Below are 16,187 nucleotides of genomic sequence, written 5' to 3'. Positions count from 1 at the left end.
CTAAGTTGGTATGGCAGAAACCTATGCTCGATGCCCCTTATTAAACTTTAATTGATACATGTAAATATTTTTTGACCCCAATACACTATTTAAGAGCTTCGATTTTTCTAGAAAGGAGGAACTTCCTTTGTTTACAGGGCTAGTGGAAGAATTAGGTGTTGTGAAGCATAGTAAAAAAACGGGACATACAATTTCTCTTTCGATTCAAGCTGACCGAATTATGGAAGATATAAAAATTGGTGACAGTATTGCAGTAAATGGTGCTTGTTTAACGGTTACTTCCTTTAACAAAGGATGGTTTACAGTGGATGTGATGCCAAATACTTTCTATGACACGACATTGCAGCATCTTAAAAATGGTCAATCCGTCAACCTTGAACGTGCTATGCTAGCTAATGGTAGATTTGGTGGACATTTTGTTTCAGGTCATGTTGATTGCACAGGAACCATTTTGTCTACAGAAAATATAGAAAATAGCACATTAGTAGAAATTCGCATCCCGGAAGATAAGGTTCATCTGACAATGGAGAAAGGTTCAATCACAATTGATGGAACTAGTTTAACCATCTTTAAAACGACAGCTAACTCCATCTTTGTCTCACTAATTCCGCATACTTCTATCGTTAGCATTATTGGGCATAAGCGAAAAGGTGATCTTGTAAATATTGAGTTTGACCTTTTGGCCAAATATTTTCATTCGCTTATGGCGAGATCCAAAGAACCACTCATAAAAACAGAGTCAAAACTGAACGCTTCATTTTTAAAAGAAAATGGCTTTTTTTAAAAACAATTTACAGTGAAAGGAAGAAAACAATGTTTGATTCCATTGAAGATGCTTTATCAGATTTAACAAAAGGCAAAGTGGTTATTGTTTGTGATGATGAGGACCGGGAAAACGAAGGTGATTTCATTGGGTTGGCGGATCATGTCAGCCCAGAAATGATTAATTTTATGGCAAAAGAAGGTCGTGGGTTAATCTGTGTACCAATTCCGCAAAATCTCGCTACTAAACTTGATCTCCCTCCAATGGTAACAAGCAGCAGTGATCCGCGAAAGACTGCTTTTACCATTAGTATAGATCATAAGGAGACTTCAACGGGAATTAGTGCACATGAACGCGCCTTCACCATAAGCAAAATGGTTGATTCAAACGCAATCGCTGATGACTTTACTAGACCTGGTCATATCTTCCCTTTGATAGCAAAGGATGGTGGTGTGCTAAAGCGGAACGGACATACGGAAGCTGCTGTTGATTTGGCGATCCTTGCTGGAGCAACCCCTATCGGCATTATTTGTGAAATTTTAAAAGAAGATGGAACAATGGCAAGAGTAAACGATCTGCATCTATTGGCTAAAAAATGGGCTCTAAAAATGATTACGATTCAAGATTTAATTCAGTATAAAAAAAGTTTATTACAAGAGGTGGAGTAAAGTCTGAAATAATTATTGAAATCACTATCTCAAAAAGAATGCATGACAAATAAACCATCATTGGATGATTTTTTTAAAATTTATACGACAAAATCAAGATGCTTCTAACACATGATAACCATGGTTTTTAGCTAATAAAATCGCTTGTTCTACCGTGATTTCACGGTTTACTGGAAGAACATCCGATTTTAAATATAATTCAGCGTTATAGGCTTCTTTCTTTTTGAGAATATTGTAGATAGCTGTTAAAAGCATTCGTGCAATCGAAATAATTGCTCGTTTGTGACCACGGCGTTTTCTTAGCCGTAGGTAACGGTTTCGAATTTCGGGATGTTTTTCACTTTTAACCACTGCGGTTGCACATTGCACCAAAAGTGGTTTTATGTAACATCCAGCTCTTGAAATTCTTACTGACTTTTTCTTGCCGGCACTCTCGTTATTTGTGGGTGTAAGTCCTGCCCAGGAGCATAAATGCTTAGCTGTCGGAAACACGTCCATATCAACACCTATTTCGGAAACCACGGCAATGGCGGAAAAAATGTTTTTAAAAGACGGAACAGTTAAGATTAAGTTGATTTCATCATGGTAGGACGCGGCAAGTGAAAGAATAATTTTTTCAAGATCTGCTTTACGGGCTCCAAGGTCTTCATAATGTTGTTTAATAACCTTTAATTTTTCAGCCTGTTCAGATGTAATGTATCCATCAATAGCGAGCTCGAGTTCAGGAAGTTTATGCTTCATGGAGCCATGAATTAAAGGTTCTAAATCAAATGAGGTGTCTAATGGATCCTTTAGTAGCTTCTCAATAATGTTCATGGAGCTTTTGCCGAAGGTATCCGAAACAATATTTCCAAGCTGAATATTAGACACAGTTAAACTGTTTTGAAGACGGTTTTTCTCACTCGACATAAAGTTAGTCAGCTTGAAGCGATAACGCATAAGGTCACGAAGCTGCCTAATCTCAAGTGGAGGCATAAAGCTTCCGGCTACAAGATCATGTTTAAATAAATCAGCAATCCATTTAGCATCTTTTTTATCGGTTTTTTTACCGCGGATTGCCTTGACATACTTAGGATGCGCCAAGGTGATGTTACAGGAATCTTCTAGTACATTGAACACAGGAATCCAGTATTTCCCGGTAGATTCCATACAAACATCCTGACAATCATTTTCACAAAGCCATTGTGACAGCTCAAGCAATCCTTTTGTATAGGTTGAAAAGCGATGGCGTTTGTAAGTGGTTACTCCTTTGGAAGTGGAGGCAATACAAGCCACAACAAAGGATTTGTGGACATCAATTCCACAACAAATGGGATAAACAATTTTTAAAGCCATAGGGAAAACTCCTTTATAAGATTTATAGGGATAGACAACATTGACTGATTGCCCAGCAATAAACGAGTAATGTTTATACAAAGATAAGTCTGCGTGCTCGAAGTCACACTTATTTGTGCTTGGAAAGGCAATCTACACATATAAAAATGCGGTCACTCCACAACTGGAGCAGCCCACTCACCTCCGCGTGATTTGTAGTTGATTGGTATCCCTATGGCTATAGATTTGCCAAAATAACGCTCAGTGCAAACTTGTTTCATTACGTTTTGTGCCTTGAGCGAAGCGAAAGGAATGGATATAAAAATGAAACAAGTATTTGAAGGAAATTTAATTGGAACTGGCTTAAAAATCGGAATTGTTGTATCGCGTTTTAATGAATTTATCACGACAAGACTTTTATCTGGAGCGGAAGATGCTCTTAGCCGTCATGGTGTGAATGAAGACGATATTTCAGTTATGTGGGTACCTGGTGTATATGAAATACCTTTAGCAGCAAAAAAATTGGCTGCGTCTGGTAAATATGATGCAATCATTACAATTGGGACTGTTATTCGCGGAGCAACACCACATTTTGACTATGTAAGTAATGAAGTAGCAAAAGGAGTGGCTAATGTTTCTTTAAGTACAGAGGTCCCTGTTATCTTCGGAGTCCTTACTACTGAAAATATTGAGCAAGCGATTGAAAGAGCCGGTACGAAAGCTGGAAATAAAGGGTATGAGGCTGCTGTTAACGCCATTGAAATGGGTAATTTATATAATCAGTTAACAAACGCTTAAAAGAAAGAATAAAAAGGCTGGGACATAAGTATTCCAGCCATAGATAAACCCGAACAACTATCAAAGAATCCTAAATGGTTGTTCGGGTTTTATTAGTTTTATAAAAGGTTGTTTCAGTACAGTTAGTGTTAATATCCGCAGCCTGAATACACTTCGCTTTCCATGGGGCGAGCGCCGAGCCGCTTCGGCCTCTGGCCTGCAGGGTCTCGGACTTTCTCGCAGCTCCCATAGGAGTCTACGTGTATTCAGGCTGCTCCATATTTCCTACTAATTCATTTTTTCTAAAAAAACAATATTTTTTAGGGTATTGCCTTTAAAAACGGAGTGGAATGGAGCGGAAGACACTCGACTCCTGCGGGAAGTAGAGCAAAACCTAAGACCCCACAGGCTTTAGCCGAGGAGGCTTAGGTTGCTCCCCGCGGAAAGCGAGTTTCTGTAGCGCAATGGAACGAATTAGTTTTTACACTTGACTATATTTAAAAACATAAATAACCATTGTATAAAAGAAACCTTTATTTAAGAGATAAATTAGAGATTGTTCGTCTTTACAGATTGGCTATTTAGTTTTGTCCCAGCCTCTTTATCATTGTTATTAAAGTTGGAAATAAGAAATCAACATTCCTCCAATGGCTCCCGTAATAACGATTATCCATGGTGGCGATTTCCAATAGACTAGCATCGAAAACAAAACAGCAGCAAAGGCAAAATCTGTTGCATTTAAAATACTACTAGTCCATATGGGATGATAAAATGCAGAAATCAAAATCCCAACAACAGCAGCGTTTACTCCCAATAAAGCACTTTGAATCTTAGCATTCTTGCATAAAGTGTTCCAAAATGGAAGCACCCCGATAATTAATAGAAAAGCGGGCAAAAATATCGCAAATGTCGCAAAGATTCCCCCACCCCATCCATTAATGACTGTTCCGATATATGCGGCGAATGTAAATAATGGACCTGGAACAGCTTGGGTTGCACCGTATCCTGCAAGAAACGCTTCTTCACTTAGCCATTCACTTGGAACAAATTCACGCTCTAATAGAGGTAATACTACATGTCCTCCTCCAAAAACAAGAGAGCCAGATCGGTAAAAACTATCAAACATTGCGATCCACGGGTAAGCAAATATCTCACGAATAACTGGTAATAGGAATAAAAGAACAAAAAATAATCCTAAACAAAAACTAGCAAATTTTTTTGAAATGGGAAAGGAAATATATTCATGACTTTGTTCGATCGATTGTTGCTTATATAGGAAATGACCGATTACAGATGCTAGTATAATAACCCCTATTTGCGAAAAGACACTTTGCCATAATAATGTGATTACTAATGCGAAGAGTGCTATCGTCTTTCTTTGCAAGTCGGGTGTTAAATTCTTCGCCATACCGAGTATTGCATGGGCAACAATAGCAACTGCGACCATTTTAAGGCCATGAATCCAACCAGCATTTTCTATATCTAAACCTTCTATCAAACTTGCAAATATTATTAATCCAATCACGGATGGAAGTGTAAATCCTAAAAAGGAGATAATTCCGCCAATCAGTCCTCCCCGAATAATTCCTATCCCTATTCCTACTTGACTGCTGGCAGGACCAGGGAGAAATTGGCAAAGAGCTACTAAATCGGCATAGCTTTTTTCATCTAACCATTTCCTACGACGGACATATTCATCATGAAAATAACCTAAATGAGCTATGGGACCGCCAAATGAGGTAAACCCTAACTTTGTGGAAATAAGTAAAATTTCTAAAAAAGTTTTACTTTTCTTCGACTGTTTTGCTTTCTCCAATGATAAGCCTCCAATAACAATTAGTATCTTTATTATATAGGATGAAAGATATTTGACCAAGTTAAGCAAAAGAAACTTTACAAAAAATTAATAAAGTGAAACTTTCATCAGTGTGGGTTTTCCTTCATCTCCCACTATCTTCCTCGTATTTTCCTAAGCATGAGCAGGGAGTCTTACTGTCCGTTAAGAGTAGGATAAAAAAAGCTAATGACGATTTCATCAGTGTATCAAATCGTCATTAGCTTTAAGTTTACATAATATTATTATCATAAACCCTCTATTGCTTTACTTACTGCTATTGTTAATTCTTCTGCTATTTCCTCTAATTTAGGTTGCATGAGGTTATTGGTGATAGTTGGAAAAGTACCTGTAGAGTTAATCTCTAAAAAACCAGTCATTCTTGTATGATTCGCATCTTTTTCTTCAACCATAAAATAGCCATTCCCATCAAAATGATCATTGATCCCTTGCAGCTGAAAGGTAACTTGGGAAGGTTCTTTCCATTCTATTATGGTTACTTTCATCTCTACTTTTTTCTTAAAGAGTCCCATATCAATTTTAAACTCCCAAGTTGAAACCTTTTCGTTGATAATGTGATGATTAATATACCCAGGCACTAATGGAGCCCAGTTATTCATGGAGCGAACAAAATCCCATACTTTTTTCGCATTTGCACGGACGATAATTGAATGTTTCTTACTTGGCATGAAAACACTTCCCTTATCTTTCATTGACAGACGAATCCCTTCTCCCATTTACAAGCTCATTAAAACTAGCTTTGCCGTAAAAAATAGGGATTGCATTTTTATCACCCATCAAAACTATATATATTCTGCCAAATGTCCGAATATGAGTTTAAAATAAGTTAACATAATATATTTATAGTAACCTTATAAGTAATCGGATATTTCTAAATCCATCGCTTTCTCTTTTTGGGAATCAGAGACATGGGTATACTTTTGAGTCGTATTTAAATTCGTGTGACCAAGCAGTTCCTGTACAGTCCTGATGTCTCGACCATCTCGAACTAAATGTGTAGCAAAACTATGTCTTAATTTATGGCTGGAGATTCCTTTTTCCTTCCATTTTAATTCTGGATATTCCTTTGACATCTCATCAATAATTCGCTCTGTAATTTCCTGAATCCTCCTTCTGGAAATTCGCTTTCCTCTCCGCGAGATAAAGAGTGCATCCTCCTGCCCTTTCATCGGAAAAATCCTATTTTCTTCTATATATACATATAATTCTTCCATTAACTTTTTCGGTAAGGGTATGTATCGTGACTTATTCCCTTTTCCTAACACATGGATCCCTCTATTTTGATGTATAGAAGACAAATTAAGAGAATGTATTTCCATTACTCGTAAGCCTGCAAATGCCATTAATCCGAGGATCACTTTATTGCGTCGTTGATGCTGTTTTTGCGATACTTTTTCAACCATATCAAAAAATGATTTTAATTCATCCTTTTCTAGGTAGCTTGGTAGTTTTCCCTTCTGTTCTTTTGCACTCTCCAAATCGATTGCTGGATTTTTTTGCACAAGTTCATAATCTACTAGACATTTATAAAAGGAACGAATCGCTGTTAATCTTCTATTTCTTGAAGTAGATGAATTTGCTCGCTTTGTTTTTAACTCATTCATAAATAACGTTATTTGTAATTTCTTTACTAAATTTAAATCGATGTATTCTTCTTTTTTTCGCGTAATAAATTCTAAAAAGAAATAAATATCGCGCAAATAATTTTCAATAGTAAATCCACTATAGTCCTTATTATCCATCTCCGTCCGAAAAAGGGTCAATTCCTCTTCATACCAAGAAGACAGCGTTTCTTTTGTAATCATATATATGGCCACCTAATCTGTAAAATAGTAAGTTTAGTATACTATATTTCTATAAAAACCGCACATAAGAGATATTATGCGCGGTAATGATGATAAAACTCCTACAAAAGAATTACTAATAAATTTGAATGCAATTACCTATAGTGTTTTTTCGTTTAAATTGGGGTAGCGTCAGGAAAATGCGGATTTACAACGTTAAGGAAATCAAAATATAAAAAGCCTAATTTCTCGGTGTTATAAGTGAAAAATTAGGCTTTAGTTACTTCATTAAAGCGCCTGATTGTTGAAGACTAAAGTTTATATTCACCAAGAAAATTGATGTGCTCTTATCTTAACAAATTTTATTTAGGACTTACATGTATGCCTTCACTCTCTCGCCAATCTGCGTAAAGTATACGCTTTACATTATCATATCCATTGGTAGTTAATTGGTTATCTAACCACTGTTGATCAAATCCGAGTTCATGTAAATTATCCCATAAAATTTCCCCATCTATAATTAACGATGTTGGGAGGTCTACTGGACTTTCTGGAAGATTGAGATCTTGCTTGTCTGGTTTTTGATACTTGGATTTTAATAATAAACTTATTTGCCCATTAGCTTCCAATATACCGTATTTGACTTCGCGAACTGAGAAGACATTATTTTGACGGAGTATACTCAATACTTGATTTACATCCAATTTGTTCTTTGTAAGTAACTTTCTGTCCATAACACCTCATAAGCCCCAAAATGAACTTGGACAATAAGAGTAATATTTATTATACTGCTTAATGTACCAAGGAGGCTGACATCATGAAACGAATAAAACATTCTAAAGAATTTAAATTACAAGTCATCAAGGAAGCCCAAGACACAGGGAAGAATACCCTTGTAGCTCGCCGGTATGATCTGAATCCCAATATGGTTAGTCGCTGGGTTCGTGAATACAAAGATGGTAAATTTGGTGAAGTAGATGTGGCTGTGCTGCCAGATATAGACTCCAAAGAATTATCCAAAGAAAATGAAAAACTTAAAATGTTATTAGGTGAAAAAGACCTTGAAATAGCGATCCTGAGGGATCTTATAAAAAAGAAAAACCCTCACTTGCTGAAAAGCATGAAGTAGCTAACAAATGGATTCAAAAAGGCTACTCGATTTCAAAGGTGCTTAAAATCATAGGTATTCCTCGATCCACATACTATTATCAAAAGAATTATCGTGTTGAGGAGAAAAAAGTAAGTGAGGGACGTCCAGCACCAGGTTATTCGATCCAAGAGGACGGTCAAAAGATATCAGACGAACAGATTAAAGAATTTCTACTAGAAGAGATTGCCGGTGATTGCTATAACTATGGTTATCGCAAACTCACTAAGGTCTTAAGGCGAAAATACAAACTTAAAATTAACAAGAAAAAAGTATACCGGATTTGTAAAGAATTGGACATCTTACGCCCACAGCGCCAAAAGAAAGTCTCATACCCTAGGAAACTAGCAAGAAATCGCATTATTACAAGATCTAATCAGCTATGGGAAGCTGACATTAAATATGGCTTTATCGAAGGTGAGGATCGCTTTTTCTTTGTCATGTCCATCATCGATGTTTATGACAGGGGCATCATTACCTATCATATGGGATTAAGCTGCACTGGAGATGATGTCAAACAGACACTGAAAAGGGCATTATTAAAACGCCAACAATATGATGAATTGGAAAAACCTGTAATCCGAACAGACAATGGACCGCAGTTTATTTCCCATACTTTTGAAAAGTTTTGTGAAGATTCCAAAATTGAGCACGAAAGAATTCCACCAAGAACACCAAATATGAATGCTCATATTGAGTCTTTCCATCGCATTTTTGAGGACGATTGCCTATCCAGATGGCAGTTTGAAACCTACACAGAAGCATATCAAGAAGTCATGAATTTTATGGAGTTCTACAACGAGAGACGTATGCATTCTAGTATACTAGATTTGTCACCAAAGGAATTCTATCAAAAACAAGATTCATTGGTGATCAAGGAGGTTCGGGTGTAATGGATGTATTCATTCAAAGCATCAGCTTGATTTGGAGTGGCGGGCATGATAGCCTCGTTCGGCGATGCCAATGTTGTAAAACAGCTGGCTTCTTGGCAGGAGAATCATGCCCGCAGAGGCTCCATGTCAAGCAACATGGCCTTTTTGAAGAATAATGAAAGAAATCTATAAAATAAAAAACTGAGGAAATGAAAGAATAAGAGAGTTATTGTCCAAAATTCGGGGGTTAATCCGACACCATCTCGAATGATGATGTTAGGATTGCCTAATAAGAGAGAACGTGTCGATTTATTTTTTAGAGTCATAAACTCTATTCCCAACATAAGAAACGTCCACAATCCGATGGCATATAAAAAATGAAAAATCCCTACCTTATCTTCATAAATGGTATTTCCTAAAAAATCTCCAAGGCCTAACACAAAAACTAAGTGAAACGGGGTTAACTGATAGATGGATGTTCTGCCTGTTATGATAATGATAAATAATAAAGTGGCAAAACCAACGATGACTTTGATCGTCAGTAAACCAATATTAACTTCTTCCATAGTTTTTTTCCTCCAATTTAAATTTTACTTAGTTGTAAGATCTTGAGGTTTAGATAAAGATGCTAGTTTTAGTATTAAAGCTCGAGTTACAATTCCAACCATGATGTAATATATGAATGAATATCTGTATCTCCACTCTAAATAATTAACAAGTTTGACCCACTCGCAAAAGGGTTCACCTATATAGGCATATGTTAGTGCCATAATGATCTGGGCTAAAATAAAAGATTTCCATGTTCTAAAATATTGATATAACAACATGTAAGCTACAGGTACCATTGAAAAATCAAAAGGAAAGGCTCTAGGAATAAAAGGTAGGAATGCAATGGGGTAATCCCAAAAACTATATTGTGCACCAACTACATCTAATAAGGTTGTTGTCAAGATAATTACGGATTATGGTACCAAATAACAAAATTTCTAAAATAATGTCTCGTTTAACAAGTTTAGCCCATATAACCCAAGGCACAACTAAAAAAACGACAATGCTCCCGATTTTCAATCCTGTTTGGAGTATTATTTTCCACTATAGTTTCCTCCTTATTGATTCATATTTTGTGAAGGTTGATTTACATACTGTTGCATCTGTTGAAGCAGCTGTTGATAGTGTCGATCATGCATTTGTCCAGCTTGTTCAAGTGCTGCTCTTACTTCGGGATTTTGACATTGTTGAGCGAAAAAATGCATTTTCTTCATCGCAAGTAAATTCCAGCTTAACATATCGTTTACATAGAGATGATCCTTTGTTGACATTATTTCAGGCGGTTGTGTCATTAAAGCTTGTGCTTGTTGATTATTCATACCCGTCTGCATTTGTTGCATGATGTTTCCTCCTTGTTAACAATGTTGTAATCACTTTGGTAGATTGCCACACAGCGGTCAAAAATATGCAGGTATTTTAGACTAGTTTTAAAGACTCCCCCACCTCTAGATAGCATTAAATACTCCCCACCTATACGCAGGTGGGGAGTATTTGTGGCTAAACTAAATATTAATTTATACTATTCCAGATTCTGTCTAGGTCCAAGGCAACATATATTTTATCACCATTAATTTCCTTATGTATAATAGGATTGGAAAAATACTGATTTATATTTTTATTAAATTGCTTATACCTTGCTCGTGGTTTTGGTCCATATAAATCGTTTCAGGATAGTCCTTATACATACTCCGTCTACCTCTTTTTTAATTTTATGAAAAATGCAAACTGCATCAATACTCCATTTCTAAATAAGCATACCAGTCTTGCTTCTCGAAAAGGAAAATCCCCCTCGAATTGTAAAACAATTGTACTTTAATCAGCTTTTACAAAAGTACAACCGTCAAATTTACCCTATTCTCTCTTCCTTGATTTTTTTTGCCAAGAGTATTTTTTCCGAAAATAATAAAAATATAATTCGAATTTTAAAAACTTTGTATGAATAAATATTTCTATCTTCAAACATTCTAAGAAAGGTTTCAAAAAAAATAATAGGAGGTGTTATTCATGACAGTCATAAATGACGTTAAAACAGCTCTAGCAGGATTGAAAAGTGCTCAAGCTAGCTTTGAAACATTTGCTCTTAGTACAGATAATCAACAAGCTAAGCAACTTTACCAAGATGCAGCTAAGCAAACCCAATCCGTTGTAGACAGCATTGAACCACGTGTTCAACAAATCGAACAAGAAGAACCTCAATACAAACAACAATAATTAAAAAGACAAAAAAGGTTGGTCCAAGTAAACCAACCTTTTTTACTCTCTCAATAATGGATAAAACACAGAGGTGATTTTTCATGATATATAAAATAAAAAAAATTAAAGATCAGTCTTTTAGTATTAACGGTTATCGGAATAGAATCAGGATGTAACGGAAGCCAGAATCAGTTGGGTGAAAATAATAACGATTTGAGTATTTCACAGGTACATACAAGCTTTCTTTTTCGATTCTTAACACTGAACGGATTGAAGCGCTAAGGCAGCAACAATCACCTATACTAAAACAATATTAACGAGAAATAAATGAGGAAAGGATGCCCTTATTGAATCACTGAAACGGAAGACCATGAAATTAGAAGGTGATAACAAACAACTTAGTGAGTAATTAGTTGCTTATACAGAGGTATTTAAAAAAGTTTAGTTTATGGAGAGAATGGTGCTCTCCATCCCTGCCTGTTGAACAAACGGGCCATTAACTGAGTAAATTCTTTTCAAATGAGATCTTCTTAAGGCACTATGGATTAAAGCACAAATTCTAAACATAGGAATATGATAATTTTATAAAAATATGAGGGAATGATCAAAATGTATAATGTTCCAATCACGTACCCATATCCTTATTACGTCAACCCATCAATATATAACTCAAACTTGATGTTAAGAAATAGTCAAGGAAAGGATCGACTAGTATTTGAGGCAATACTTGACGGAATAAAAGGAGAAGCTTCAGCCATTGATTTATATAGCCGACTAGTAAATTTAGCACCAAATCAAAAGCATAAAAATGACATTCTGAATATTTTAGAAGACGAAAAGGTACATTGGCAGCAACATACAAATCTGTATATTTCGATGACTGGAAGACAGCCTGTGTACCAAATCGAGAAAGTATCTTTTCGAAATTATCGTGAAGGACTGCAAAAAGCTTATGAAACGGAATTAGCGAATTATGAAGAATATCGAAATGATTATTTGCTTTTGCAAAATTCACCAGTTGGTGATGTATTCCTACGTGCTTCCACAGATGAAATGGAGCATGCTAAACGATTGGCCTTTTTAAAATCATTTAAGAGCAAAGATAAAATTGAATTAAAAGATTATGGACCAGAACCGTTTATCGTTAATATACAGGAAGCTACGAAGCAAAACAATACGTATCGTACCGTTTTATGGACAGGAAGACATTTGCAAGTTACCTTGATGAGTATCAATGTTGGAGAAGATATCGGTTTAGAAATTCACCCCACAGTTGATCAATTCTTGCGTATTGAACAAGGTCAAGGGATTGTTCAAATGGGGGATCGTAAAGATAATTTAGATTTTGCAGAAAAAGTCTATGAAAACTTTGCCATTATGGTACCTGCTGGTAAATGGCATAATGTAACCAATACAGGTAATATCCCGCTAAAACTTTACTCTATTTATGCGCCGCCTCAGCATCCACATGGTACCGTTCACGTAACGAAAGCTGATGCCATGGCTTCTGGTCGTTGTTTTATGGCGAACTAAAATCGCTTGCAGAAAGTACACTATAACTTATCTGAAGAGCAGTAGTAGCCTATCACTGCTCATTTTTTGAAATGTATTTTGCTATTTTCACGTGTCAAATCATTAAAAAATTAAATAATAAAGCTACTTTTAAACACATAGTTTTGTTTTTTATATAAGTATTCAACTAATTAATCCTAAATTGATTCGAATACTTGAATAGCCCTATAGGGAAAATGACTTCATCATTTTCTTTAACATACAGAAATGGGCGCCTTTAACGAAACAGTGCTTGTCCTATTGCAATTGATTATTTTCCTTTTAAAATAAACCATCACCTATTAACCATTAAACTTTGCAAAAAAAGCCTCGAAATGCTTAATTTCTGGGCTTTACTTCTTATATGAACGTTTTTGTTACGGTAATTATATAAAAAAGTCTATTTTCACTAGTGTTGCATTAATTTATTTTCACTATTAAAAATACTCAAAATGTTCCATTTTATTATTTTGTGCAAAGAAAAAGTCCTTTATAATGGATAAGTCAGGTGGTAACCCGTCCAAATCCACTAAAAAAGGACCAACTCATGGACAATATTACACGAAAAACTTCATTTGGACAATGGTTTTCACCAATAAATCTTCAACTTTTTGAAGAAACCGTGAAAACGTTGAAATTAGATTACTATACGAAAAAACTAAAAACAGACTCATTTCTAAAATTACTCCTTTTTGCACAGCTACAAGAAGTCGAAAGTTTGCATGAGCTAAGCGATTGTCTTTTCGACGACCAACTACAAAAAGGCATTGATCTTGATTCAATCAGTATTTCTCAGCTCTCACGCCGATTAAACGGTATAAATTCAGATTTATTTCAAAGGCTTTTCCTTGATTTAGTCGCACAAATTCATGCAAAAACACATTATACAAAGCTTATTATGCCGTTAAAAATCATTGATTCAAGCACATTGCCACTTAATTTGACCAATCATAAATGGGCAAAGTTCCGCAAAACAAAAGCAGGTGTCAAGTTGCATTTGAGACTTGTGTTTATGGAAAAAGGGAGTTCCTATCCTGAAAAGGCTGTTTTAACAACGGCAAAAGAACATGATCGTGGTCAGCTTGAAATCATGGTTGATGATAAAGAATGCATGTATGTGTTTGACCGTGGCTACCTAGATTACGAGCGCTTTGACCGAATGACAGATGATGGTTACTTTTTTCTTTCAAGGCTACGGAAAAACGCAGTCATACGGGAAGTTTATAATTTTAAACTACCCGAGAATTCAGCTGTTTTGTCAGATCAAATGGTGTTGATTGGTACGACTCAAAACCGTGCTGAAAATTACTTTCGTCTTCTAAAAGTGATGGATTCAAAAGGAAATGAACTGCATTTAATTACCAATCGTTTTGATTTGAGTGCCGAAGAAATTTCAGAGATGTACAAATCACGGTGGGCAATTGAGTTGTTCTTTAAATGGATCAAACAGCATCTCAGCATCAAAAAGTTCTACGGTCAAAGTGAATGGGCCATTCAAAACCAAGTGTTTATCGCACTGATTGTTTTTTGCCTATATGTTCTCGTACAACTTGAAACAAGAAGTAAGCGAAAAACCTTACAAATTAGCCGTTATTTAAGGGCTGCATTGTGGAAACCAGCCCATATCTGGCTTCGAAAGATTGAAGGGAAAGCCATCCCTTAATAAGCAAATTGTTGTTGTCGCACAAGTCTAATTGTAAAAAAAACCCAAATGGATGGAGCCACCTTTGAATAGGTATTTACCTTTTTGGCTCTAAACAAGGAGGATAATCAGACTGAAAATTGCGACAATATTTATGCAACACTAGTGATAAAAAACTAAAATAAACTTTTTAGTAACTTTATTTACCTAAGAAAGATTGTAAAATACTAACTTAACTAAAAGGTACATTAATTGAGTAAGCAGCAAAAAAGGATCTTCTTACTGGAAGATCCTCAGAGGGTTTGTCAAACCGCTGGGAGGTGCGAACCACTTCGGTTTTATGCCAATGGTTTCTTCAATGAGAGCATTCGTCTTTTCTAACTCTTGTATGGTATCACTTTTAGATCGCTTCTTAAGATCTGGATGACTATAAGCATGATTTCCAATTTCATGGCCTTCCCGATAGATCATCTTAGCTAGGTCAGGATTCTTTTTAACCCAGCTACCATCGAAAAAAAATGTCGCCTTGACCTTGGATTCCTTTAGTGTGGTAAGGATCGTTGGAATGTACTCATTACCCCAAGCAACATTTATTAATAACGCCACCATAGGCTTTTCTGGATTTCCTTTATAAATCGGGATGGGTGCTAGATTTTCTAAATGGACATTTGGAGGTTTTTCCTTATAAACAACTTTGTTTTTGTGAAAATTACCATCTGATTTCATTTTTTTATAACTAGATTCAATATCTACATCCAATCCATTGTATCCAGGAATTGCCTTCCACACTCTATCGACTTTTGCATCAATCGGTTCAATTTATGTTCCTCTCTATACACTTTAATTTCTTTGTAAAGTTCATCATTTTTCTCCTTTAAGGCTGCTGTACCAGAGCCAATAGTATTAAATGGTCCAATAAGATCCGTAATTGTTAAAATGAAAGTACTTAAAAACACTATTAAGTATTAGCGAATTTTTTCCTCATAAAACTCCTCCGCAATATAAACTAATAATTTTAAAATACCCATCAACAATAGACTTATGTAATTAAAAAAAACAATCATAACACTAATCTTATAGGCTTATTATTCCCATCCCATTAACTACAGCGTAGGAAAAATCGGCTTTCTTCATGTCGATATTGCTTAGCGTATGTTTCCACGTTTGTTGTTGGGACTCTCAATAAAAAATTATTTTCCTTTAATTAAGGATGTTATTAAACCCACAGAGGTAATAGCTATACATGAATAAATGAAGGTATCTAATTTTAATAAAGCCAGACATGCCAACACAATAATTCCATCTATCAGTATGATTACAAGTGCAATATTTAACGAAAAAGTTTCAGAAATAATTTCAGCTAGTAAGTCAGTTCCTCCAGTACTTGTCTTATATCGCAGCATTAGACCAACACCAACTCCAATTATTGCACCTCCAATTAGTGCGCTTGCAAGTTGGGGAATAAAAAATTGAGAACGAAGAGGAACAAGTAAATCAATAAATAAGGACGAAACCAATAAGCCTTGCAAACTACTAAAAAAATACTCTTTTTTATTTATTGAGGAAAATATAC

18 protein-coding genes are annotated in these 16,187 nt (G+C 35.6%); 7 read left to right on the top strand and 11 right to left on the bottom strand.

The window, feature by feature from the left end:
• The first annotated feature begins 127 nt into the window (after nucleotides 1-127).
• Together ribE (NKG37_RS19620) and ribB are read left to right on the top strand one after the other, a co-directional pair.
• Complete coding sequence (gene ribE, locus NKG37_RS19620) at nucleotides 128-784, top strand: riboflavin synthase (RefSeq protein ID WP_016203743.1); 657 nt, start codon at nucleotides 128-130, stop codon at nucleotides 782-784.
• A gap of 29 nt (nucleotides 785-813) precedes the next feature.
• Nucleotides 814-1,431 carry a 3,4-dihydroxy-2-butanone-4-phosphate synthase gene (ribB, locus tag NKG37_RS19615; protein ID WP_016203744.1) on the top strand — a complete coding sequence of 206 codons (618 nt, stop codon included), beginning with the start codon at nucleotides 814-816 and terminating at the stop codon, nucleotides 1,429-1,431.
• A 93-nt stretch (nucleotides 1,432-1,524) separates the two neighbouring features.
• On the opposite strand, the gene NKG37_RS19610 is transcribed toward ribB, so the two are convergent.
• Nucleotides 1,525-2,766 (bottom strand): IS110 family RNA-guided transposase, encoded by a 1,242-nt coding sequence (locus NKG37_RS19610; RefSeq protein WP_254415161.1) that lies wholly within the window; start codon nucleotides 2,764-2,766, stop codon nucleotides 1,525-1,527.
• Nucleotides 2,767-3,069: 303 nt separating this feature from the next.
• Here NKG37_RS19610 and ribE (NKG37_RS19605) point away from each other — a divergent pair, with 303 nt between their 5' ends.
• A complete protein-coding gene (gene ribE, locus NKG37_RS19605; RefSeq protein ID WP_016203745.1) occupies nucleotides 3,070-3,543 on the top strand; it encodes a 6,7-dimethyl-8-ribityllumazine synthase in 474 nt (157 codons plus the stop codon).
• Between the two features lie 592 nt (nucleotides 3,544-4,135).
• On the opposite strand, the gene NKG37_RS19600 is transcribed toward ribE (NKG37_RS19605), so the two are convergent.
• The 4 genes from NKG37_RS19600 to NKG37_RS19585 form a co-directional block, all read right to left on the bottom strand.
• Nucleotides 4,136-5,338, bottom strand: coding sequence for a chromate transporter (locus NKG37_RS19600; RefSeq protein WP_016203746.1), 1,203 nt, complete (start codon nucleotides 5,336-5,338; stop codon nucleotides 4,136-4,138).
• 266 nt (nucleotides 5,339-5,604) lie between these two features.
• Nucleotides 5,605-6,045 (bottom strand): SRPBCC family protein, encoded by a 441-nt coding sequence (locus NKG37_RS19595; protein WP_254415160.1) that lies wholly within the window; start codon nucleotides 6,043-6,045, stop codon nucleotides 5,605-5,607.
• 183 nt (nucleotides 6,046-6,228) lie between these two features.
• Nucleotides 6,229-7,182, bottom strand: coding sequence for a tyrosine-type recombinase/integrase (locus NKG37_RS19590; protein ID WP_016203748.1), 954 nt, complete (start codon nucleotides 7,180-7,182; stop codon nucleotides 6,229-6,231).
• Between the two features lie 341 nt (nucleotides 7,183-7,523).
• Nucleotides 7,524-7,895, bottom strand: coding sequence for a DUF421 domain-containing protein (locus NKG37_RS19585; protein ID WP_235993214.1), 372 nt, complete (start codon nucleotides 7,893-7,895; stop codon nucleotides 7,524-7,526).
• An 83-nt stretch (nucleotides 7,896-7,978) separates the two neighbouring features.
• Here NKG37_RS19585 and NKG37_RS19580 point away from each other — a divergent pair.
• Nucleotides 7,979-9,201, top strand: a protein-coding gene (locus NKG37_RS19580; RefSeq protein WP_173026407.1) for an IS3 family transposase whose coding sequence is annotated in 2 segments (ribosomal slippage) — nucleotides 7,979-8,267 and nucleotides 8,267-9,201 — 1,224 coding nt in all. Because the reading frame shifts where the segments join, the coding sequence is not laid out codon by codon here.
• Between the two features lie 104 nt (nucleotides 9,202-9,305).
• Here the strand turns inward: NKG37_RS19580 and NKG37_RS19575 are convergent.
• From NKG37_RS19575 to NKG37_RS19565, 3 genes are all read right to left on the bottom strand, one after another.
• Nucleotides 9,306-9,746 carry a hypothetical protein gene (locus NKG37_RS19575; RefSeq protein WP_254415159.1) on the bottom strand — a complete coding sequence of 147 codons (441 nt, stop codon included), beginning with the start codon at nucleotides 9,744-9,746 and terminating at the stop codon, nucleotides 9,306-9,308.
• 24 nt (nucleotides 9,747-9,770) lie between these two features.
• Nucleotides 9,771-10,130: a CBO0543 family protein gene (locus NKG37_RS19570; protein WP_254415158.1), complete on the bottom strand. Its 360-nt coding sequence runs from the start codon at nucleotides 10,128-10,130 to the stop codon at nucleotides 9,771-9,773.
• 156 nt (nucleotides 10,131-10,286) lie between these two features.
• A complete protein-coding gene (locus tag NKG37_RS19565) occupies nucleotides 10,287-10,559 on the bottom strand; it encodes a hypothetical protein (protein ID WP_144521971.1) in 273 nt (90 codons plus the stop codon).
• Between the two features lie 673 nt (nucleotides 10,560-11,232).
• Between NKG37_RS19565 and NKG37_RS19560 the strand changes: the two genes are divergently transcribed.
• From NKG37_RS19560 to NKG37_RS19550, 3 genes are all read left to right on the top strand, one after another.
• Nucleotides 11,233-11,439: a DUF1657 domain-containing protein gene (locus NKG37_RS19560; protein ID WP_013352384.1), complete on the top strand. Its 207-nt coding sequence runs from the start codon at nucleotides 11,233-11,235 to the stop codon at nucleotides 11,437-11,439.
• A gap of 660 nt (nucleotides 11,440-12,099) precedes the next feature.
• The gene (locus NKG37_RS19555; RefSeq protein WP_251555222.1) at nucleotides 12,100-12,954 is read left to right on the top strand and encodes a cupin domain-containing protein; all 855 of its coding nucleotides are present in this window, start codon (nucleotides 12,100-12,102) and stop codon (nucleotides 12,952-12,954) included.
• A gap of 565 nt (nucleotides 12,955-13,519) precedes the next feature.
• Nucleotides 13,520-14,635, top strand: a complete 1,116-nt coding sequence (locus NKG37_RS19550; RefSeq protein WP_254415157.1) for an IS4 family transposase — start codon at nucleotides 13,520-13,522, stop codon at nucleotides 14,633-14,635.
• A 258-nt stretch (nucleotides 14,636-14,893) separates the two neighbouring features.
• Here NKG37_RS19550 and NKG37_RS19545 read toward each other — a convergent pair whose 3' ends face one another.
• The 3 genes from NKG37_RS19545 to NKG37_RS19535 form a co-directional block, all read right to left on the bottom strand.
• On the bottom strand, nucleotides 14,894-15,373 hold the full coding sequence (locus NKG37_RS19545; RefSeq protein ID WP_254415156.1) for a polysaccharide deacetylase family protein: 480 nt from the start codon (nucleotides 15,371-15,373) through the stop codon (nucleotides 14,894-14,896).
• Nucleotides 15,364-15,570 carry a hypothetical protein gene (locus NKG37_RS19540; RefSeq protein WP_254415155.1) on the bottom strand — a complete coding sequence of 69 codons (207 nt, stop codon included), beginning with the start codon at nucleotides 15,568-15,570 and terminating at the stop codon, nucleotides 15,364-15,366. The genes NKG37_RS19545 and NKG37_RS19540 overlap by 10 nt, the downstream gene beginning before the upstream one ends.
• A gap of 234 nt (nucleotides 15,571-15,804) precedes the next feature.
• Entirely contained in the window at nucleotides 15,805-16,173 is a 369-nt protein-coding gene (locus NKG37_RS19535) for a YitT family protein (protein ID WP_254416426.1), read from the bottom strand.
• Nucleotides 16,174-16,187 lie beyond the last annotated feature (14 nt).

Origin of the sequence: Niallia sp. RD1, assembly GCF_024219955.1 — a bacterium.
Classification (GTDB): domain Bacteria; phylum Bacillota; class Bacilli; order Bacillales; family Cytobacillaceae; genus Niallia; species Niallia alba.
Note: the sequence above shows the minus strand (reverse complement) of the source record. Positions and strands in the feature narration are given on the sequence as shown.

Bases quoted from the DNA above. Each gene is read 5' to 3' on its own strand.
- NKG37_RS19590 (WP_016203748.1), bottom strand. From the start codon at position 7,182: ATGATTACAAAAGAAACGCTGTCTTCTTGGTATGAAGAGGAATTGACC.
- NKG37_RS19575 (WP_254415159.1), bottom strand. From the start codon at position 9,746: ATGGAAGAAGTTAATATTGGTTTACTGACGATCAAAGTCATCGTTGGT.
- NKG37_RS19565 (WP_144521971.1), bottom strand. From the start codon at position 10,559: ATGCAGACGGGTATGAATAATCAACAAGCACAAGCTTTAATGACACAA.
- ribE (WP_016203745.1), top strand. From the start codon at position 3,070: ATGAAACAAGTATTTGAAGGAAATTTAATTGGAACTGGCTTAAAAATC.
- ribB (WP_016203744.1), top strand. From the start codon at position 814: ATGTTTGATTCCATTGAAGATGCTTTATCAGATTTAACAAAAGGCAAA.
- NKG37_RS19560 (WP_013352384.1), top strand. From the start codon at position 11,233: ATGACAGTCATAAATGACGTTAAAACAGCTCTAGCAGGATTGAAAAGT.
- NKG37_RS19610 (WP_254415161.1), bottom strand. From the start codon at position 2,766: ATGGCTTTAAAAATTGTTTATCCCATTTGTTGTGGAATTGATGTCCAC.
- NKG37_RS19595 (WP_254415160.1), bottom strand. From the start codon at position 6,045: ATGCCAAGTAAGAAACATTCAATTATCGTCCGTGCAAATGCGAAAAAA.
- NKG37_RS19550 (WP_254415157.1), top strand. From the start codon at position 13,520: ATGGACAATATTACACGAAAAACTTCATTTGGACAATGGTTTTCACCA.
- NKG37_RS19585 (WP_235993214.1), bottom strand. From the start codon at position 7,895: ATGGACAGAAAGTTACTTACAAAGAACAAATTGGATGTAAATCAAGTA.
- NKG37_RS19555 (WP_251555222.1), top strand. From the start codon at position 12,100: ATGTTAAGAAATAGTCAAGGAAAGGATCGACTAGTATTTGAGGCAATA.